This is a genomic window from Reyranella sp. (assembly GCF_044224635.1).
In the GTDB taxonomy this organism is placed as follows: Bacteria; Pseudomonadota; Alphaproteobacteria; order Reyranellales; family Reyranellaceae; genus Reyranella.
Window position 1 is genome coordinate 48,626 of the sequence record NZ_JBGAKA010000033.1, and the last position, 18,527, is coordinate 67,152.

The window sequence follows — 18,527 nt, forward strand, 5'->3', positions numbered from 1 at the left end:
AGGTGTCGCCGTCTTACGGCGACGGAGGGGTCATGAGTCATGGGCCCCGCCGTCTCCCGTGACTCTTGACTCCTCCGTCCGCGAAGACGCGGACACCTCCCCAGCGAAGCTGGGGAGGAGGATGATCCCGGGATGTCCGAGGCCAGCCGTCATCGCAATCCCTAACCGTCGAAACCGACGAACACCGTGGCTTCGGCGACGGACTTCCGTTGGGACACGACCGCATTTGCCGGAAAGCTGTCGTCCGGCCAGCCCAGCGCAATGCTTTTCATGATGACCTGGTCGTCTGCTATCCCGGCGTGCTCGCGCACCACGGGCGATTGCATGATGCCCTGGCTGTTGATCACGGCGCCCAGCCCGCGCGACCAGGCGGCATTGACCAGGGCCGTGGTCACGGCGCCGCAATCGAACGGCGTATCGTCGCTGCCGTCCAGCACGCGGTCGTAGGTCACGATCACGCACACGGGCGCGTCGAATTGGCGGAAGCCGCGCAAGACCCAGTCCTGGCGTCCATCCTTGTCATCGCGCGCAATCCCCATGGCGGAGAACAATTGCTTGGCGACACCAACCTGCCTGTCTCGATGCTGGCCTGCAAAGGGCTGGCCGGTGCGGAACTCGCGCGACTGCGCGATGCCCGCCACCATCCGCTCCGTGTTGCCGGCCCGGATCCGATCCAGCGGTTCGCCGGTGATGACGTAGAAATTCCACGGCTGGGTGTTCATGGACGACGGAGAGCGCATCGCCAGCCCGATGATCTCCTCGATCAGCGCCCTGGGGACTGGATCGGGCTTGTAGCCGCGGATGCTCCGGCGACCGAGAATGACGTCATCGAACTGCATTTGCCTCTTGCGCCTCATGCCTGACCGAGGGAGTGGCTGTGATGCCACCCATAGCCTGTTCTGGTCCCGCGACCGGAAGCCTCGCCGGGCCCGGTCGCCGCGCCGCGACCAGACGCCTGGCCTCCGCGTCGCGTCCGGAATTCAGATAGGCCCGCAACAACGTTGCTTCCACCAGATCGACCTGCGCCCGGCTGCCGCCCATGCGTTCCCGTTCGGGCAGCATGGGCACGATCAGGTCGATGGCCGCTGCATGATCACCGCGCTGGAAGGCCGCGAAGGCCCGAGCCACGGCGGGAATGGTCGAACCAGAAGGATACCGGCCGGCTTTCACCAGCTCCTCGATGGCCTGGATCCAGGCTTCCAGCGCCGCGCCATCACTGTCGACGGCATAGGCGAGCGCGGCATGCCAATCGGCGAGGGAAAAACCCGGCCGTGGAATCTTCTCTCGTGCGTACTCCCGCAGCTTCGCCCAGCGCGCGTGATCGCGGGGATGGCCCGCCAGTTCCGCGCGCCACAGAAACGAGGACGAATCCGAGAGCTTCTGATGCACGGCGCCGCGATGATCGTCCGCCGAGAAGGCGTCGCTATAGAGCCGAAGCCCCGCTTCCAGATTGCCGGCGTGCAATTCGAACAAGCCGAGGTGCCAGTTCAGGTGGCCGAACAGCCCGCCATTGCGATCGTAGGACGGCAGCCAGTCGCGCATGAAAGCGATGCCGCTGTCCCGCTCTCCGGATTCATAACAGAGATGGGCGAAGGCGTGCGCGCCATAGGCGTTGCGCCGCATCCGGGCCAGGGACCGCTCTATCTTGGGGCGCGCCGCGCCGTGCAGACCGATTTCCGATAGGGCCATGCCGTGATGGGCCTCGAACCACCAATCCTCGCCGTAGTGCGGGGCGAGCTGGTCGAGAAAATCGACAAGGCCCTGTTCGCGACCAGGCAGGCCAGACATCCCGATCAAGCCACCCTGATTGGCGGCGAGGCTCAGCACGAAGGCGTCGCGCGGCCACGTATTTACATGGACGCGGATCGCGGCCAGCGCTGCGACAGCCTGGCCGGCAAACAGGTGACGAAAGACGTCGATGTGGCTGCGCTCGCGCGCCGAGGCTGCGTCACCGAGGGACAATGCGGTGGCGAGGGACTCGCGCATGGCCGCAGGATTGCCCGCCAGCTGAAAGGCACGGGCCTTGCCGACATGGGCCAAGGCGAAGCCTGGATCGGCGGCGATGGAGCGGTCGAAAGACGAGCCGGCACCGGGGTAGACGGTCAGCAGGAGATCGACGCCGTCGACGTAGGCATCGCACGCGGTGGCGACGGTGGTGGATACGGCCAAGCCGTAGCGGTCTGTCAGCATGTCACCACCCCTACCACCAGTATCGTCGCCCGTGCTGTTCCCGGCGCTCCCCGAAATATCCTCCATCGGCCAACCTCGTGCAATTGGGCTCAATACTCGGCTCAGTATCCCTAGAGCGCCTGCAGCGAGATAAGTGGCTTCAGTTGTGACGATACTGCTGTCATCCCGAGCGCAGCGAGGGACTTTGTTTGCGGCCTCAAAGGTCCCCTCGTTGCGCTCGGGATGACAGCAGCTCTGGAGCACTCACTTCGTGACGGGCTCCAAGGCCCCGCCGTGGCTCGCGAGGACTGCAGCGATGTCGGCACGCGGCACTCGGCGTCGAGCTGATATCGATGACCGAAACAACGTGAGCCGGAGAGGCTCGAAACGCGCGCATCGTCCCTTATGATCGGAGCATCGAGGTGGGAGAGAAGCGCATGGGCTACGAGGTCGTGATCCGCGGTGGCCGCATCGTCGACGGCACCGGCGTTGCCGCCTATTCCGGCGACCTTGCGATCAAGGACGGTGCGATTGCCGCTATCGGCAAGATCGCCGAGCGTGGCGCGCGTGAGATCGACGCCGACGGTCTCGCCGTGACCCCCGGCTTCGTCGACATCCACACGCATCTCGATGCCCAGATCGGCTGGGATCCCGATTGCACGCCCGTGAGCTGGCATGGCGTCACCACCGCGCTGCTGGGCAATTGCGGCGTGACCTTCGCGCCGTGCCGCCCGCAGGACAAGGAGCTGCTCGCCGGCATGATGGAGACGGTCGAGGACATTCCGCGTCAGGCCATCTTGAGCGGCCTGCCGTGGTCATGGGAGGACTATGGCGGCTACCTCGACGCCCTCGAGCGGCTGCAGCCCGGCATCAATATTGCCGGGCTCGTCGGCCACAGTGCCGTTCGCTTCTACGTCATGGGCGAGCGTGCGGTGGAGGAGCAGGCGACCGCCGCCGAGCGGCGGCAGATGGCCGATGTCGTCGCGCGTTCGATCGAGCGCGGCGCCGCCGGCTTCTCGACCAACCGTTTCGCGCCGCACAAGCTGCCCGACGGCCGCTCGATCCCCGGCACCTTTGCCGATCCCGTCGAGCTCACGGACATCGCCAAGGTGGTGGCGTCGCGCGGCGCGCTGATGCAGGCGGTCGGCGCCGACAACGAGGTCTTGCGGACCATTGCCGACGCCGCCAACGGACGTGTCCTGTTCAGCTACGGCTCGGGCGGCGGCGATCTCGCCTTGGCGCGGCAGCGTCGCGCGTCGCTCGAGGCGCTGTGCGCCGGCCGCGACATGACGGCGATCACCCAGGTGAGGGCGTCAGGCATGATCTACGGCCTGCAGGCCGGCCTGCCCGTGCGCGGTGCGGCGTGGTCACGGCTGCGCCGCCTGCCCACTCTGGCCGAGCGGGTTGCGGCCCTGGGGGACGTCGAGTTCCATGGCCAGCTGATGGCCGAGGCGAGGGCCAACGGGTTCAAGCAGAATCTCGGCACGCCGGTCGAGAAGGTCTTCTATCTCGGCGATGGTCCGACCCCGGCCTATACGGCCGGCGAGGAGATGAACCTCGTGGCCATCGCGCAGAGAAGCGGCGAGCACTGGGCCGAGACGTTCCTGCGGCTCGGCCGCGAGACCGGGGGCAAGGCGCTGTTCACGCTGCGCATGTTCAACGCCGACCTCGACGCGCTCGCCCACATGTTCAAGAGCGACTGTTGCTATCCCAGCCTGGGCGACGCCGGCGCGCATGTCACGCAGGTCATGGACGCGGGCTGGGCGACCTTCGTGCTGTCCCATTGGGTACGCCAGACGAGCTTCTTCACCCTCGAGGAGGCGGTGCGCCGCATCGCCGCCGTGCCGGCGCGCATCATGGGGCTGGAGGACCGCGGCACGCTCGCCGTCGGCAAGCGTGCCGACGTCAACGTGCTCGACGTCGAGCGGGTGGCCGAGCTGCACCCCGAGCTGGTCAATGATTTCCCGGGCGGCGCGGCGCGCTTCATCCAGCGCTCCCTTGGCTACAAGGCGACGTTGGTCAATGGCGTGGTCAATGTCCTCGACGGCGAGCTGACCGGCGCCCGCGCAGGCACGGTGCTTCGCCACCGTGCCTGAGCCGGGCCAGGGAGGCCGTGGCTGGATGCCGGAAGGAGGAGGCGAGTGCAGACCTGGACAATCGGCAGCACGACGGTCACCCGCATCGAGGAGCAGGTCGGTCCCAACGATTCGACGGTCGAGACGTTCCTCGCCGATGTGGTTCGTGAGCGCTTCGACCGCCATCTGCCCTGGATGGTGCCCGTCCATTTCGATGCGGCCGCCGACAAGCTGATCACCAGCAATCATTCATGGCTGATCCGGACCGATCGTCACACGATCCTTCTCGACAGCTGCGCAGGCAATCACAAGGAGCGACCCTGGCTGCCGCGCTTTCACCAGTTGAACGTGCCGTTCCTCGACCGATTGCGGGCCGCGGGGGTCGCGCCGGAGGAAATCGACATCGTGCTGTGCACCCATCTGCACGCCGATCACGTCGGCTGGAACACCCGCCTCGACAATGGCCGATGGGTGCCCACCTTTCCCAGGGCCCGTTATCTGTTTTCGCGCGTCGAGCACGATTACTGGGATCCCAATGTCGGCGACCGCCGGGCCAAGGCACCCGCCCGCGCCGGCGTCTACGACGACAGCGTCCTGCCGGTGATCCAGTCGGGCCAAGCCGTGCTGCTGGACGACCGGCACGCCATCGATGACCGGCTACTGGTCGAACCCTCTCCAGGACACACGCCCGGTCATGTCATTCTCAAGCTGGATGATGGCGGTGAGCGCGGCCTCTTCTGCGGCGACGTCCTGCATCATCCGGTGCAGGTCTGGGAACCGGGCTGGAATACCCGGTTCTGCGAACTGCCCGATCAGGCCCGGGCGACGCGGCGCAAGGTGCTCGAGCACTGTTGCGAGACCCATGCCCTGCTGTTCCCCACGCACTTCGCCGCGCCGCACGTGGCGTCGGTCGAGCCGGAAGGGGAGGGCTTTCGTCCCCAGTTTGTCGCTGCGACCAAGGCCGGTTTCTGATGAGACGGTTGGAAATTGACCGATCCGCGGACAGGCCTACAATTCCTGCGGCCACGCGATGCGAATCGGCCAGATGAAGTGAGGGGATATCCATGTCCGTGCCCTGCAAGTTCGAGAAAAGTCTTCTCACGTACGATGAGCAGCAGCCCGTATTCGCCAGTCACCACCCGGCAATCTACGATGTGTCATTCGACGACCTGAAGGCGCTTCGTCAACGATTGCGCGATCTGCAAGGCAAAGAGAGCACTCTGGCGAGGACCAAGCGGCGCGAGCAGCGCGGGAAAGGAGAGCCACGCGGCGCAAGCTTTCCTGGCACCGCCGAGCGTTCGTTTCAGCGGAAGCAGATTTTCGGCGCGGCGGTAAAGCGCGTGAACAAGGAAGTGACGCGTCGTATGCATCTGGAAAGGCGCGCAGCTCATATGGACGCTGCGACGCGCGCCCTGGAGATGCGCCGAGCGGCCCAGTTCCCGCCGCGACCCGACGCGGGCTACACTGCCTACGAAGGGGCACGGCCCCTGCCAAGCCTGCGCAAGCGCACCGTCATCTCGCGAGCCCGCATCGGCAGCATTTCCCAGGCCACGCGTGTTGCTCAAGCCGTGAGCGACGCGCGAACCTGAAGCCGTAGCCGAGGGCGCCAATGGTTCAGCGGTAGATCACACCCAGGCGCCCGCCTTCGTCGCGTCCCCGCAAGAAATCGATTCTGCTAGAGCTGTTAAAGCACCAAAGAAGGCGATCAGGTCGGCGAGCTTTCCAGTCGTCCTGAGCGCAGCGAAGGACCTAATCGCCGCCTGCCACGAGCGCACTTTGAGACTTCTGGCGATGAGATCCTTCGCTTCGCTCAGGATGACAGAAGAGACGTCCGATTGGTTCCAAGCCAACCGATCATGCTCTAGTTGCGGCCTCTCTGCTGCGCGACCCGTCCCCTAGGCCTAGGGGAGGCAGGGCACGGCCCCGCTGTATCAGGCCGGCTCAGCCCCCGCGTCATCATAGTGCTGCCGCACGCGCGCGGCCGAATGCTCGAGCAGGCGACGGCCAGCGCGCTCCGCGCCCTCGATATCCTGCGCCGCAATGCAACGGGCGACGTGCCGCCAGTCGGCTGCCGACTCCTGGCGACCGCGCAGGGTGAGGAAGCTGCTCGCCTGGCCGCGGATCAGCTGCCACGTTCCCATGCTGGCCAGGCGCTTGTAGATGTCGGGGAGATGATCGTTGCCGCAGCGCTCGGTCAGCAGCGTCTGGAGGCGGATCGACAGCGTGGCGAACGCCGGCGGTGACACCGCCTCGTCGGCGGCCGCTTCCTCCAGCTCGGCGACCAGGGCTTCGAGCATCCGGCGGTCTGCGTCGCCGGAGACCCTGGCGAACCGGCCGGCGGCCACCGCGAGCAGCGCCGCCCGCAGCTCGAACAGATCGTCGAGGTCGTGCCGCGACAGCTCGGCGATGCGCGCGCCGAAGCGCGGGATCCGCACGACGTAGCCCTGCCGCGCCAGCGCGATCAGGGCCTCGCGGACCGTCGCGCGACTGACAGCGTGGGTCCGGGCGAGCAGCTCCTCCTTCAGGCGCTCCCCCGGCATCAGGCGACCCGACATGACGTCTTCCAGGATCCGCTCCGCCAAGCGCTCGGAAAGCGGCTTCACGAGCCTGCCGAGGGGAGTTTCCGTCGACGAAGCGGCGTCCATGAGGCACTCTATCTTGTCTGACAAAAGACAATATATTATTGGGCATGTCAGACAGGCAAACCCGTTTGTTGGAAAACCAAAGACATGAACACCATCACCGTCACGCCCCTGGGTTTCGCCGCCGGCGCCCAGATCGCGGGGATCGACCTGCGTGAGCCGCTCAGCAACGCCCAGCACCAGCAGATCTACGATGCGTGGCTGAAGCACATCGTGCTCGTCTTCCCCGGCCAGGACTTGACGCCCGAGCAGCAGATCGCCTTCTCCCGCCGCTTCGGCGTCCTCGACCAGCACGGGTCGCAAGCACCCTCGACCTTGCATCCCGACCATCGCGAGATCCTCGTGCTCTCCAACAAGGTGATCGGCGGCAAGAAGTCCGGCACCCACAATTCGGGCCGCAACTGGCACACCGACCTCAGCTACACGTCGCGGCCGGCCAAGGGCGCCATCCTGCATTGCAAGGAGAAGCCGCCGGTCGGTGGCGACACGATGTGGGCCAATCTCTACCTCGCGCTCGAGACCCTCTCGCCCGGCATCCGCCGGCTGATCGACGACCTGGAGGCACTGCATGACGTCACGCTGATCCGCGGCATCGAGCAGCGCGACGCCACCGTCATCGCCGAGATGAAGACGCGCAATCCGCCGGTCATCCATCCGGTGGTGCGCACGCATCCCGAGACCGGCCGCAAGTCGCTGTTCGTCAACGAGCGCATCCGCCGCTTCATCGGCATGTCCGACGAGGAGAGCCAGAGCCTGCTTGCGATGCTGAACACGCACGCGACCTCGCCGGAGTTCGTGTACCGGCATCGCTGGAGCCTGGGCGACGTCGTCATGTGGGACAATCGTTGCAGCTGCCACGTGGCGCTGGGCGACTTCGACCAGACCAGGCCGCGCGTGATGTTCCGCTGCTCCCTGGAAGGCGAGGTCGAGACCGGGCACCTGGCCGTGGATACCGCCGGCAGCGACCGCCAGTCCATGCTGCAGGCCGTCGCCGCGGTTTCCTGAGCGGACGCGCTCGAACTCAAGAACAATCAGTGCAGGGAAGAGACGAGATGAATGTGCTGAAATTCGCGTGGCTGCTTGCCTGCAGCCTCGTGGCCCTGGCCGTGCCTGGCATGGCGCAGACGCCCTCGTTCCCCGACCGGTCGATCCGTCTCGTCGTGGCCTTCCCGCCAGGCGGCGCGACCGACGTCATCGCGCGCGTGCTGGCGCAGGGCCTGACGAGCGAGCTCGGTCAGACCGTGCTGGTCGAGAACAAGGGCGGCGCGAGCGGCATGATCGGCTCGGAGATGGTCGTGAAGTCGCCGCCCGACGGCTATACGCTCCTGTTCGCGCCGAGCTCGCACGCCACGCTGAAGGAGCTCTATCCTGCCATGCCGTTCGACCCGTTGCGCGACTTCACGCCGGTCGCCACGGTGGCGCGCACGCCCTACATCCTGGTGGTGCATCCCGGCCTCGCAGTGAAGACCGTGGCGGACTTGCTGGCCATGGCGCGCGCCAAGGCCGGCTCCGTGGCCTATGCCTCGACCGGCATGGGCACCGCGCAGCACCTGGCGGGAGAGGTGCTGCGACGCACCTCCAACACCGACATCCTTCACGTTCCCTACAAGGGCAGCGGCGCGGTGCGCGCTGACCTGCTGGCCGGCCGCATCCAGATGATGTTCGACAACGTCGCCGTCATGCTGCCCTACGTGCAGCGTGGCGAGCTGCGCGGGCTTGCCGTCACCAGCCCCAAGCGCAGCGCCCTGGTGCCCGACCTTCCCACCTTGCGCGAGCTCGACCTCGCCGCCGCCGAGATCGAAGGCTGGTTCATCGTGCTCGGTCCCGCGGGCGTGCCCGATGCCGTCGTGCAGCGGTTGAACGGCGCGATCAACAAGGTGCTGGCGGCACCCGCCACGGCGGAGAAGCTTGCAACGCTCGGTGCCGAGCCCCTGATCGGCCCGCCGCAGGACGTCGCGACGCTCGTCGCCGGCGATCGCGAGCGCTGGGGCAAGGTGATCCGCGAAGGCAACATCAAGCCGGAGTGACCGGTAGAAGACTCGCGCCGCCATTGTCGCCGCTGCCGCCGAGATCGTCGGCGAGGACGGCAATGCGAGAGCTTTGGCAGGGCTGGATCGAGGCATGGCGCGGCATGGAAGCCCACGCGCGGCGACGCGGCTGGAAGGTTACGCCGCTCGAGATCGCGCTGCCCGCCTCCGAACAGCAGGTCGCGGCCGTCGAGGCGGCGCACGGCGTCACGGTGCCGAAGCAGCTCCGCGATCTCCTGACAGGCTATTCCAGCGCGATCCGGTTCGGCTGGCGCATCCCCTCGCATCTGCAGCCGGTCGGTGAGTTCTCGTCCCTAACCAGCGGCGGCCTGCGCGACGCGATCTGGGATCTCGCGCACATCGACAAGTACGCCATTGCGAATTTCCGGGGCTGGCGGCGGCACCGCGGGGAGAATTCAGGTCCCTCGGAAGAGCCCAACAGCCCGAACATGTGGGAGCACCAGTTTCCGTTCGCGGATCTCGCCAACGGCGACATGCTCACGATCGACGTGAGGTCCGACGCGGCGCAACCGGTCCGGGTGCGGTGGCGCGCGACGAGCGGACCGTCGCCCTGATCGGCCATGTCGTCGACCACGGATTGGACATCAACGCCGGCGATGGCGCGGGCCAGACGGTCCTGCACCTGATCGCGAGAGCCGAGTATGGTGGCGACGACGATGTGGCGTTGATGCTCCAGCTCGGCGCCGACAAGAGCGTGAAGGACAACGAGGGCCATAGACCGTCGGCCGTCGTCCCGCGCCGCAAGGCCCAGCTGCGGGCCGCTCTGAAGTAGAGTGCAATCAGACGTTCTCATCCATCGCAATCCAAGGAAGAGCGAAGCAAATGCCCCGTGCCCGCCTGCGCGATCTCGGCCTCGAGGTCGGGACCTTACCGCCCGGCCCCTTCAACGCCATCACCGACGTGGCGGGTGTCAAGGTGGGCTATTCGACCGTCATCCAGGACACGCCACGGATTGCCCGGACGGGGGTCACGGCCATCTGGCCGCGCGGACGGGAAATCTGGACGGACTATGTCTTCGCCGGGACTTTCTCGTTCAATGGCAACGGCGAGATGACCGGTCTTCCGTGGCTCGCCGAACAGGGACTGCTGGGCGCGCCGATCGGCATCACCAACACCTATCAGGTCGGGATCGTCCGCGACGCCATCACGGCCCTTGCGGTTCGCGATGGCGCCTCACAAGCCTTTCATCTGCCGGTCGTCGCCGAGACCTACGATGGCTGGCTGAGCGATATCCAGGCTTTCACCCTGACGCAGGAACACGCGTTTGCCGCCTTCGACAGTGCGGTCGGCGGCTGCGCCCTTGCCGAAGGCAATGTCGGCGGCGGCACCGGCATGATCTGTCACGAGTTCAAGGGCGGGACGGGCACGGCATCGCGCGTCGTCGTCGAGAATGGCGAGCGCTATACGGTCGGCGCGCTGGTGCAGGCCAATTACGGCGCCCGAGATCTGCTGCGCGTGGACGGCGTGCCGGTCGGCCGTGAGATCGGACCGGACGTGGTGCCGGCCCATCGCTCGGGCATAAGCGCAGCGCCGCCCCAGGCGACCGAGGGGTCCATCATCGTCGTTCTGGCGACCGACGCGCCCCTCCTTGCGCTGCAATGCCAGCGGCTCGCCCGCCGGGCCACCACGGGCCTCTCGTGGGTCGGCGGCATCGGGGCCAATGGCAGCGGCGATATCTTCATCGCGTTCTCGACCGGCAATCATGTCGGCCAGAATGACCGGATCAGCACCGTGAGGATGCTCGCGCCTGATGCGATGACGAGCCTCTTCCGGGCCGCAGCCGAGGCGACCGAAGAGGCGATCCTCAACGCCCTGTGCATGGCCGAGACCATGTCCGGCCGCGACGGCCGCACCATCCACGCCCTGCCGCTCGACCGCCTGCAGGAGGTGATGCGGCGATACCGGCCCGGGCAACGCGCGTGAGCCTTGCAGCTTGTGATTCAAGCGTCAAAGACGAAACTTGGGTAGAATGTACTTCCCGCCGCGATCCTTCACGCTACAGCCTGCGCAACGACCGGCGCAGCAGGCGAACGTGGTCGCCCACGACCCGCTTGGGGATGCTGCGGTCGCCGCGAAGGCAACATCAAGCCGGAGTGACCGCTGAGCTGGAACCGGCCACCGACGCGGTCGCTTGAACCCTTTCATGAAGGTCAGGTGCGGCCGGCCGTTCGGATTTCTTTGGAGACCAGCCCGGACAACCGAGCCTTTCCGGCTCCATCCAGCATCGCACGCCGACGACGAGATTGGCTGCGAAGGAGCTTATCACTATTGCCAGCCACACGACGATGATCGCGAGGATCGCCTGAACCGGGATGCGCAGCCAGGGGTTAGGGAACCATCTCTTGAAGAGAGAAAGGGTTTGGATGCCCTGTCTTGCCTTGTCGTCACTCACGACGCGCTCCTTCTGGCGATCACGCCTGACTGGTGAGTGGTGGTCGGCTGGCTGCCTGCTGCGCGCGAGTCACTTGGCAGGCGTGCCTTCCGGCGGCAGCGGAGAACCCCTGCTTGCGGGAGGATTCGGCCTTTCCTTGCCTTGTATCAGCTCCATGGGATGGAGCTGATACAAGGCGTTGTAGAATTGCTCCCTGTCGTGATAGCCGATGATGCGTCCGATGAGGCCGGGGTTGGAGCCTGCAATCTGCACCAGGGCAAACGCCGGAAAATCCCTGATGGACAGCCGGTTCATCAATTGCTTGATGTTGTTGTGTTGATCGTCCTTCTCGACATCGAGCACGACCACGGCGTCCTCGGCGAGAAGTGTGAGAATGCGCGCGTCCGCAAAGCTCTCGCGCTTCATGGCCTTGCAGTAGTTGCACCAGTCGGCGCCGAAGACGACAAACAGCAGCTTGCCCTGCCGCGCGGCACGATTGTGGGCGGTGACGAGATCATTGATGTGAACATTCGCCGGCCAGCCCGCCAGCCAAGGTGGGGTCGGCGCCGGATTGGCTTGGGCGGAGCCGCCCCCGGCCTGCGGCGGTCCGAGCGCGGGACCGACCTTGCACGGATCGACAAAGGGATTTGGTCCATTCGAGCCAGGGGGTGTTGCCGGTGCGGAGAGTATGCAACCTGGTTGCCGGCCGATCGCTTGTTGCGCCGTCGCCGGCAGTCGGGCAATCCCAAGGGCTGCAAGCAACAGCGACAAGTACAGCATCGGGCGCATCATCGTGTCCGCTTCCTTCTCAGTTCCGGCAATAGCGCCGTCTGGGTGTCGACCCGACGCGGCCATGCAACGACATGGGAGAAAGCGGTCCTCGACATCCCGAACGCCATGTTTCACGCTGATCTTCGTCGATCAACCGGACCTCCGTCGGCGACATCCCGACCCAGGGACGTCTCGGTCCCCGCGATCGCTTCAGAATGATCAATTATCCGGCCGAAAAAGGTGTCACGACCAGAACATTTTCACCTGAGTCTCACGTCTTCGAGGCCAAATGATGGGTGCAGTGACGCGCTTTTGTGGCGGCGGCGCCGGCCGGGCCTGTCCTCGTACGCAAGAGCCCCTCAGGCGGCACGACACGATCTCCTATTCCAGCTTGATGCCGGTGCGCTTGATGAAGGTTTGCCAGCGCTCGACCTCGCTGCGGAGGGTAGCCATGAAGGTGTCGGGTGGGCCGCCGACCGCGATCACGCCGTCGTCGGCCAGGCGGTTGGAGACGTCGGGACTCTTCAGCACGCTGTCGAGCTCGCGGTTCATTCGGTTGACGATCTCGTCGGGAATGCCCTTGGGACCGATCATGCCGTGCCACAGGTTGAAGTCGAGCGTCGGGTAGCCTTGCTCGGCATAGCTCGGGATGTCGGGCGCGGCGGCGAGCCGCTTGCTCGAGCTGGTGGCGAGCGCCCTGAGCTTGCCGCTCTTGACGAAGGGCAGGAAGGTCGTCGAGCCGCCGCCCAGGAGCTGGACGTTGCCGGCGAGCAGATCGGTCAAGGCGGGACCGGTCCCGCGATAAGGGACATGCGCGATCTTGATGCCGGCGGCGTCGAGGAAGAACTCGGTCGTGAGATGCGTGAGGCCGCCCATGCCGCTCGAGCCGTAGCTCAGCTTGCCGGGCTCGCGCTTGCAGAGCGCCACCAGCTCGGCCAGCGTCCTGGCCGGCAGGGCAGGATGAGCGACGAGGAGGAACGGTTCGTCGGTGTACTGGCCGATCGCCGCGATGTCCTCGAGCGAATCGAACGATGGCTTGTGCAGGATCGAGTTGACTGCGTAGCTGCCCGAGATGGAGAGGTAGGTGTAGCCGTCGGGCGGCGACTTGATCGCCACCTCGGCACCGAGATTGCCGCCGGCACCGGGCTTGTTTTCGACCAGCATGGTCTGGCCGAGCCGCGCCGTCAGCTTCTCGGCCACTAGGCGGGCGGTGAAGTCGGTCCCGCCGCCCGGCGCGAACGGCACAATGAGCTTGATCGGCCGGTTGGGCCAGCTCTGGGCGCGCAGGGGAGACGCGATCTGCGCCGCCGCGGCGGCAGCGGCGGTGGCCAGCAAGGTACGGCGTCGCATCATGAAACCTCCCACGGCACGCGGATCTCCTGCAGGGGCACGTGCTGCTGGGCGGCGTGCATGTCGGTCTCGCCGACGCCGCCCTGGGCGCGCGGCCGCGGCAGGGTGATCTTCACCGCGTTCACCAGGTCGAAGAAGCCGAAGGTGATGATGGCCTGGGTCGGCACGTTGTAGAGCTCGGAGACGAGCTCTTTGGTGATCACGCCGCTCTGCTTCACCGCCTCGTAGTCTTCCCGGGTCTTGAACACGATATCGAGGGTGATCTCGAACGGGCCGGCATTCTTGCTGCGGATCACCTTGGCGATGTCGCGCAAGGGCGTCGGGACGGCGGCCATGTCAGGCGACCTCCTCGTAGCGGATGGGGAACAGGGCGGTCGGGCTGTCGATCTTCATCAGGTGATAGACGTTGAACTCGCAGGCCTGCCCGAGCGGGATCTCGAGCGGCGTGAACGGCGAGGCGAGATTGCCGGCGGTGGCGATGCGGCCGGGATAGGGCGCATGCATCAGGCTGGTGCGCGCCTTGCCGCAGATCGCGGTTGCCAGCGCCTGCGTCGCCGCCGCGACCTCGATGATGATGCAGAGCTCGTGGGCCGGAATCTTGACCGGCTCGAGCTCGCCCATCACGCCGTTCTTGCCGTAGAGGTGCGGGATGATGCGATAGGACTCCGGCGGCACCTCGGCGAAGTAGGCGCGCGTGCCGGCCAGCACGCCCGCGAGGATCGTGTCTACCTGGCTGATGAAGATCGGATCGCGCGCGCCGGCGATAAAGATGCTGCGCCAGCCCGAGGTCTTCGCCCCCTCGAGCTTGACCGTGTAGTGCTTCGCCGGCTCGAAGCGGCTGCCCGAGACGCGCACCCGCCGGTCGGTCACCTGCTCGTAGCGGCACTGCGAGAGATCGAGCGTGCCGCCCGGCCCGGCCAGCAGGAACGGATGGGTCTTTTCGTAGAGCGTATGGGCGGCCACCGAGGCGGTGGTGCAGCGCTCGGCCGGATTGAGCGGCTCGATCTCGAAATGGTCGCGCCTCAGCGTGCCCATGACGTTGCGGCCGACCGGCTCGGCGCACAGCGCGCCGCATTCCATGATCTTGCCCATGTGCCAGGCGAGCGCCGGGTCGAAGCCGGCGCGGATCGCCATCGCCGCGGTCGGCGAGGGATCGTAGGAGCGGCCGGCGATGACGATGTCGACGCCTTCAGCCTCGTCGATCGCCTTCAGGAACGGCTCGGCGCCCATCTGCGCCACCACGACGGTGGCGGCCTCGACCTCGCGCGGATCGAGCGGCGGCACCGGCCCCAGCGGCTCGATGCGGCCCGCCTTGAGCTCGCGGGCGATGTGGCCCTTGTCGATGTCGGAATAGATCGAGGCGACCTTGAAGCGCCAGCCGCGGCGCCGGGCGATCCCGGCAACGAGGTCGCGGAAGACGTCGACATGCAGGTTGGTGCCGTCGCCGCCGGCCGACGAGATCAGCACCGGGATGCGCGTTTCGTGCTGGGCCTCGAGCAGCACCTCGAGGTCCTTCACGTAGGCCTCGCGGCTGCACGTCATCTCGCCCAGGCCGAGCTTCTGTGGACCCGAATCGGTCGAGCCGGAATCGATGGTGATGGCGTGCGGTTTCTGCGCCAGGCCGAGCTTGAAATGATCGACCGGGAAGCCGTAGCCCAGCATGCCCGACGGCGTCAGGATGCGGATCTCGTCGTTGCTCGCCATCGTCATGGGCCCGTCTCGGTTGATGGTCTGATGCCTTAGCATCGCCAGCCGATGGCCGGAAGGTGGGTGCCTGCAGGGCTGCCGCGGCGTAGGCTGCCTGGATGGCCGACCCGGAGGTCCGCAAGATCATCCATATCGACATGGATGCGTTCTACGCATCGGTCGAGCAGCGCGACGATCCCGGATTGCGCGGCAAGCCGGTGGCGGTGGGCGGCCGCCAGCGCGGCGTGGTGATGGCGGCAAGCTACGAGGCGCGCAAGTTCGGCGTGCGCTCGGCCATGCCGTCGACCACGGCGCATCGGCTGTGCGCCGAGCTGGTGTTCGTCAAGCCGCGCTTCGACGTCTACAAGGAGGTGTCGCGCCAGATCCGCGAGATCTTCCTCGAGTACACGCCACTCGTGGAGCCGCTGTCGCTCGACGAGGCCTATCTCGACGTCACCACCAACCTCAAGGGTATGCCGCTGGCGAGCGACATCGCCCGCGAGATCCGCGCCCGCATCCTCGAGCAGACCGGCCTCACCGCCTCGGCCGGCATCTCCTACAACAAGTTCCTGGCCAAGCTCGCCTCGGACTACCGCAAGCCCAATGGCCAGACCGTGATCCCGCCGGAGAAGGGGCCGGCCTTCGTCGAGGAATTGCCGGTCGCGAGGTTCCACGGCGTCGGGCCGAAGACGGCGGAGAAGATGAATCGACTCGGCATCATCAGCGGCGCCGACCTGAAGGCGCAGTCGCTGGACTTCCTCGAGCAGACGTTCGGCAAGGCCGGCACCTACTACTACGCCATCGCGCGCGGCCGCGACGACCGCAAGGTCGTGCCCAACCGGCCGCGCAAGTCGGTCGGGTCGGAGACCACCTTCATGGAAGATCTCGCCCGGCCCGAGGAGATCGAGCAGGGCGTCGCCTCGGTGCTGGGCGACGTGTGGTCGTGGTGCGAGCGCACCGGCATGGCCGGCCGCACCGTCACCGTGAAGATCAAGTACGCCGATTTCCAGATCGTCACGCGCAGCCGCACCTTGTCCGAGCCGGTGGCGAGCCGCGCCGTGCTCGAGCAGACCAGCCTCGAGCTGGTGCGCACCGTCTTCCCGCTGGCCAAGCGCGTGCGCCTGCTCGGCGTGTCGCTGCACAATTTCGATCGCCCCGTGGACGCGCCGGCGTCGCCGCAGATGACTCTGGATCTGTAGTCATGGTCTTGTGGACTGCGGGCGCCTGCCCTGAGCTTGCCGAAGGATCTGCCCGCGCTCGGGATGACAGGGTCTCTGTCGCGCGCGCGCCATGTGTCAGTATCGGAGATTGAAGCATCGTTTTTGCGGCGAGGAGAAACCCCATGGCACCGAGGCTGGTCGACTATCTCACCTACGAGCCCGACGACAGTGGCATTCTCTGGATCAGGTTCAACCGTCCGGACCGCCTGAACGCGCTGATCGGTACCGCCGAGGAGAACGGCACGGTGGCCAAGGTGGGCGAGTACATGCGGGCCGGCGACGACGATCCTGCCATCCGCGTCATCGTGTTGACGGGGGCGGGGCGCGCCTTCTGCGCCGGTGCGGACTTGAGGTCGCGGGCGCCGGAAGACGTGACCGGCCCCAACTTTCCCGGCAATCGCGGCGACCACGACGGTCCGGATGCGGCGCGGCAGCATTTCTTTCATGGCCTGACCAAGCTCCACCGCGACATCTCGCTCATCCGCAAGCCCACCATCGCCATGATCAACGGACCGGCGGTCGGCGCCGGCATGGACATGGCGCTGCACTGCGACATCCGCATGGGCTGCGAGAAGACCCGCTTCATCGCCTACCACCACGCCGGGCAGATCATCGAGAACGGCGGCTCGTACTACCTGCCCAAGATGGTCGGCCTGGGACGCGCGTTGGAGTTCGCCTACACCGGCGAGCTCGACGCCGAGCGGGCGCATGCGTGGGGCCTGCTCAACCACCTGGTGCCGTCGGAAAAGCTCGAGGAAGCCACCCGGGCCCTGTGCCAGCGCATCATCGGCGTGCCGCCGCTGGTGCAATGGGTCGGCAAGCGCATCATGCGCGCAGCCCTCGACAACTCGCTGGAGACCACCATGACCCTGACCTCGAATGCCGGCGGCATCCTGCAGGGCTCCGAGGATGCCAAGGAGGCACGACGCGCCTTCGCCGAGAAGCGTCGGCCGGTTTTCAGGGGGCGGTGAAGCGGCTGCGCGCTCGTCATCTCTTCTGGTCTTCCGGACCGCGGGCGTCCCGCCCGCTCATGGTCATGAATCATGAGCGGGCAGGACGCCCGCGGTCGAGGAGGCTCTGAGCTTCCGTCGTGAGACTCCCGGGCCCGCCTCAATGACGCGGAACCCGGCGGCCACCCTGGTTGGTGTTGTTCTGAGCGATGTTGGCAGTATATCGCAGGTGCTGTCGGTTGCGTTCCCCGTCATCGGGCACCGCTGGGAGCGCGCCATTCCCGTGGCGCTCATGGTCATCATTTGGACCGCGGGCGAGACGCCCGCGGTCCAGGAAGAGCATGAGCGCCACAGCCGGCGGAGGTTACTCCGCCTGGAGTGGCGCACTCGCGGCGGTCACACCTCTATTTCACTCACCATGCGCTTCAGCAGGGCAGCGTCGGGATAGTTGCCGACACCGGCCTGGACGTTGTCGCGCATGTGCTCGGGCTTGCCGGTGCCGGGGATGACGCAGGTCACGGCCGGGTTGGCCAGCACGAACTTCAGCAGCAGCTGGGCCCAGCTCGTGCAGCCGATCTCGCCCGCCCAGGCGGGCAGCGGGCGGTCCGAAAGCTTGCGCAGCAGGCCGCCGCCGCCGAACGGCTGGTTGACGAGCACAGCGATGCCGCGCTCGGCGGCGAGCGGCAGCAGGCGGCGCTCGACGGCGCGGTCGTCGAGCGCGTAGTTCAGCTGCACGAAATCCCATGGCTCGGCCTGCAGCACCTTCTCGAGCTCGCCATGCGCTGACTCGGTGTAGTGCGTGACGCCGAGATAGCGCACCCGGCCCTCCTGCTTCCAGGCGCGCAAGGTCGGCAGATGGACGCGCCAGTCGAGCAGATTGTGGACCTGCATCAGGTCGATGCGCTGCGTCTGGAGCAGCGCCATCGATTTCTGCATCTGGGCAATGCCGTTGTCGGCTCCCGAGATCCAGACCTTGGTCGCGAGGAAGGCCTTGCTGCGCGTGCGCGCTGCCGCCAGCAGGTCGCCGACCACGCCTTCGGCCTTGCCGTACATCGGTGAGGTGTCGATCACCGAGCCGCCGGCCTTGAAGAGGATGTGCAGAACCTCGGCGAGCGGCGCACGTTCGTCGGGCTTGGCTCCGACATCGAACGTCCGCCAGGTGCCGACACCGACCACGGGCAGCACCCCGCCGGAAGAGGGGATCTTGCGCAGATTCATGCTTCTGGCCTGTGGTTGCTGGGCAAA

At 66.6% G+C, this 18,527-nt stretch carries 19 protein-coding genes; 10 read left to right on the plus strand and 9 right to left on the minus strand.

Annotation, left to right across the window (positions count from 1 at the left end):
• Positions 1-161: 161 nt before the first annotated feature.
• Positions 162-839 carry a nitroreductase gene (locus ACILR9_RS25035; RefSeq protein ID WP_395712691.1) on the minus strand — a complete coding sequence of 226 codons (678 nt, stop codon included), beginning with the start codon at positions 837-839 and terminating at the stop codon, positions 162-164.
• A complete protein-coding gene (locus ACILR9_RS25040; protein WP_395712692.1) occupies positions 826-2,190 on the minus strand; it encodes a tetratricopeptide repeat protein in 1,365 nt (454 codons plus the stop codon). Before ACILR9_RS25040 ends, ACILR9_RS25035 begins: the two co-directional genes overlap by 14 nt.
• 416 nt (positions 2,191-2,606) lie before the next feature.
• Here ACILR9_RS25040 and ACILR9_RS25045 point away from each other — a divergent pair, with 416 nt between their 5' ends.
• The 3 genes from ACILR9_RS25045 to ACILR9_RS25055 all read left to right on the plus strand — a co-directional run bounded on the left by ACILR9_RS25045 (position 2,607) and on the right by ACILR9_RS25055 (position 5,833).
• Complete coding sequence (locus ACILR9_RS25045) at positions 2,607-4,265, plus strand: amidohydrolase family protein (RefSeq protein WP_395712693.1); 1,659 nt, start codon at positions 2,607-2,609, stop codon at positions 4,263-4,265.
• A 45-nt stretch (positions 4,266-4,310) separates the two neighbouring features.
• Complete coding sequence (locus ACILR9_RS25050) at positions 4,311-5,216, plus strand: MBL fold metallo-hydrolase (protein ID WP_395712694.1); 906 nt, start codon at positions 4,311-4,313, stop codon at positions 5,214-5,216.
• 92 nt (positions 5,217-5,308) lie between these two features.
• Positions 5,309-5,833 (plus strand): hypothetical protein, encoded by a 525-nt coding sequence (locus tag ACILR9_RS25055; RefSeq protein ID WP_395712695.1) that lies wholly within the window; start codon positions 5,309-5,311, stop codon positions 5,831-5,833.
• Positions 5,834-6,175: 342 nt separating this feature from the next.
• Here the strand turns inward: ACILR9_RS25055 and ACILR9_RS25060 are convergent, their stop codons facing one another.
• Positions 6,176-6,889, minus strand: coding sequence for a GntR family transcriptional regulator (locus tag ACILR9_RS25060; protein ID WP_395712696.1), 714 nt, complete (start codon positions 6,887-6,889; stop codon positions 6,176-6,178).
• Between the two features lie 84 nt (positions 6,890-6,973).
• On the opposite strand from ACILR9_RS25060, the gene ACILR9_RS25065 reads away from it, so the two are divergent.
• The 5 genes from ACILR9_RS25065 to ACILR9_RS25085 all read left to right on the plus strand — a co-directional run bounded on the left by ACILR9_RS25065 (position 6,974) and on the right by ACILR9_RS25085 (position 10,857).
• Positions 6,974-7,891, plus strand: a complete 918-nt coding sequence (locus ACILR9_RS25065) for a TauD/TfdA dioxygenase family protein (RefSeq protein WP_395712697.1) — start codon at positions 6,974-6,976, stop codon at positions 7,889-7,891.
• Positions 7,892-7,944: 53 nt separating this feature from the next.
• The gene (locus ACILR9_RS25070; RefSeq protein ID WP_395712698.1) at positions 7,945-8,913 is read left to right on the plus strand and encodes a tripartite tricarboxylate transporter substrate binding protein; all 969 of its coding nucleotides are present in this window, start codon (positions 7,945-7,947) and stop codon (positions 8,911-8,913) included.
• Between the two features lie 104 nt (positions 8,914-9,017).
• Positions 9,018-9,488, plus strand: coding sequence for an SMI1/KNR4 family protein (locus ACILR9_RS25075; protein WP_395712699.1), 471 nt, complete (start codon positions 9,018-9,020; stop codon positions 9,486-9,488).
• On the plus strand, positions 9,458-9,706 hold the full coding sequence (locus ACILR9_RS25080; RefSeq protein WP_395712700.1) for a hypothetical protein: 249 nt from the start codon (positions 9,458-9,460) through the stop codon (positions 9,704-9,706). Before ACILR9_RS25075 ends, ACILR9_RS25080 begins: the two co-directional genes overlap by 31 nt.
• Positions 9,707-9,756: 50 nt before the next feature.
• Positions 9,757-10,857, plus strand: coding sequence for a P1 family peptidase (locus ACILR9_RS25085; protein ID WP_395712701.1), 1,101 nt, complete (start codon positions 9,757-9,759; stop codon positions 10,855-10,857).
• Between the two features lie 160 nt (positions 10,858-11,017).
• Here the strand turns inward: ACILR9_RS25085 and ACILR9_RS25090 are convergent, their stop codons facing one another.
• From ACILR9_RS25090 to ACILR9_RS25110, 5 genes are all read right to left on the minus strand, one after another.
• The gene (locus ACILR9_RS25090) at positions 11,018-11,326 is read right to left on the minus strand and encodes a hypothetical protein (protein WP_395712702.1); all 309 of its coding nucleotides are present in this window, start codon (positions 11,324-11,326) and stop codon (positions 11,018-11,020) included.
• 69 nt (positions 11,327-11,395) lie between these two features.
• Positions 11,396-12,097 (minus strand): thioredoxin family protein, encoded by a 702-nt coding sequence (locus ACILR9_RS25095; protein WP_395712703.1) that lies wholly within the window; start codon positions 12,095-12,097, stop codon positions 11,396-11,398.
• Positions 12,098-12,457: 360 nt separating this feature from the next.
• Entirely contained in the window at positions 12,458-13,429 is a 972-nt protein-coding gene (locus tag ACILR9_RS25100; protein WP_395712704.1) for a Bug family tripartite tricarboxylate transporter substrate binding protein, read from the minus strand.
• Positions 13,426-13,761 carry a DUF4387 domain-containing protein gene (locus tag ACILR9_RS25105; protein WP_395712705.1) on the minus strand — a complete coding sequence of 112 codons (336 nt, stop codon included), beginning with the start codon at positions 13,759-13,761 and terminating at the stop codon, positions 13,426-13,428. Before ACILR9_RS25105 ends, ACILR9_RS25100 begins: the two co-directional genes overlap by 4 nt.
• 1 nt (position 13,762) lies before the next feature.
• Positions 13,763-15,136: an acyclic terpene utilization AtuA family protein gene (locus ACILR9_RS25110; RefSeq protein WP_395712706.1), complete on the minus strand. Its 1,374-nt coding sequence runs from the start codon at positions 15,134-15,136 to the stop codon at positions 13,763-13,765.
• Between the two features lie 95 nt (positions 15,137-15,231).
• On the opposite strand from ACILR9_RS25110, the gene dinB reads away from it, so the two are divergent.
• The gene (gene dinB, locus ACILR9_RS25115; RefSeq protein ID WP_395712707.1) at positions 15,232-16,311 is read left to right on the plus strand and encodes a DNA polymerase IV; all 1,080 of its coding nucleotides are present in this window, start codon (positions 15,232-15,234) and stop codon (positions 16,309-16,311) included.
• A gap of 143 nt (positions 16,312-16,454) precedes the next feature.
• The gene (locus ACILR9_RS25120) at positions 16,455-17,303 is read left to right on the plus strand and encodes an enoyl-CoA hydratase/isomerase family protein (RefSeq protein WP_395712708.1); all 849 of its coding nucleotides are present in this window, start codon (positions 16,455-16,457) and stop codon (positions 17,301-17,303) included.
• Between the two features lie 375 nt (positions 17,304-17,678).
• Here the strand turns inward: ACILR9_RS25120 and ACILR9_RS25125 are convergent, their stop codons facing one another.
• Positions 17,679-18,500, minus strand: coding sequence for an aldo/keto reductase (locus tag ACILR9_RS25125; protein ID WP_395712709.1), 822 nt, complete (start codon positions 18,498-18,500; stop codon positions 17,679-17,681).
• Positions 18,501-18,527: the final 27 nt, after the last annotated feature.

Excerpts from the sequence above, each read along its gene's own strand:
- ACILR9_RS25035 (WP_395712691.1), bottom strand. The coding sequence starts at position 839 with ATGCAGTTCGATGACGTCATTCTCGGTCGCCGGAGCATCCGCGGCTAC.
- ACILR9_RS25040 (WP_395712692.1), bottom strand. The coding sequence starts at position 2,190 with ATGCTGACAGACCGCTACGGCTTGGCCGTATCCACCACCGTCGCCACC.
- ACILR9_RS25045 (WP_395712693.1), top strand. The coding sequence starts at position 2,607 with ATGGGCTACGAGGTCGTGATCCGCGGTGGCCGCATCGTCGACGGCACC.
- ACILR9_RS25055 (WP_395712695.1), top strand. The coding sequence starts at position 5,309 with ATGTCCGTGCCCTGCAAGTTCGAGAAAAGTCTTCTCACGTACGATGAG.
- ACILR9_RS25060 (WP_395712696.1), bottom strand. The coding sequence starts at position 6,889 with ATGGACGCCGCTTCGTCGACGGAAACTCCCCTCGGCAGGCTCGTGAAG.
- ACILR9_RS25065 (WP_395712697.1), top strand. The coding sequence starts at position 6,974 with ATGAACACCATCACCGTCACGCCCCTGGGTTTCGCCGCCGGCGCCCAG.
- ACILR9_RS25075 (WP_395712699.1), top strand. The coding sequence starts at position 9,018 with ATGGAAGCCCACGCGCGGCGACGCGGCTGGAAGGTTACGCCGCTCGAG.
- ACILR9_RS25085 (WP_395712701.1), top strand. The coding sequence starts at position 9,757 with ATGCCCCGTGCCCGCCTGCGCGATCTCGGCCTCGAGGTCGGGACCTTA.
- ACILR9_RS25095 (WP_395712703.1), bottom strand. The coding sequence starts at position 12,097 with ATGATGCGCCCGATGCTGTACTTGTCGCTGTTGCTTGCAGCCCTTGGG.
- ACILR9_RS25100 (WP_395712704.1), bottom strand. The coding sequence starts at position 13,429 with ATGATGCGACGCCGTACCTTGCTGGCCACCGCCGCTGCCGCCGCGGCG.
- ACILR9_RS25105 (WP_395712705.1), bottom strand. The coding sequence starts at position 13,761 with ATGGCCGCCGTCCCGACGCCCTTGCGCGACATCGCCAAGGTGATCCGC.
- ACILR9_RS25110 (WP_395712706.1), bottom strand. The coding sequence starts at position 15,136 with ATGACGATGGCGAGCAACGACGAGATCCGCATCCTGACGCCGTCGGGC.
- dinB (WP_395712707.1), top strand. The coding sequence starts at position 15,232 with ATGGCCGACCCGGAGGTCCGCAAGATCATCCATATCGACATGGATGCG.
- ACILR9_RS25120 (WP_395712708.1), top strand. The coding sequence starts at position 16,455 with ATGGCACCGAGGCTGGTCGACTATCTCACCTACGAGCCCGACGACAGT.
- ACILR9_RS25125 (WP_395712709.1), bottom strand. The coding sequence starts at position 18,500 with ATGAATCTGCGCAAGATCCCCTCTTCCGGCGGGGTGCTGCCCGTGGTC.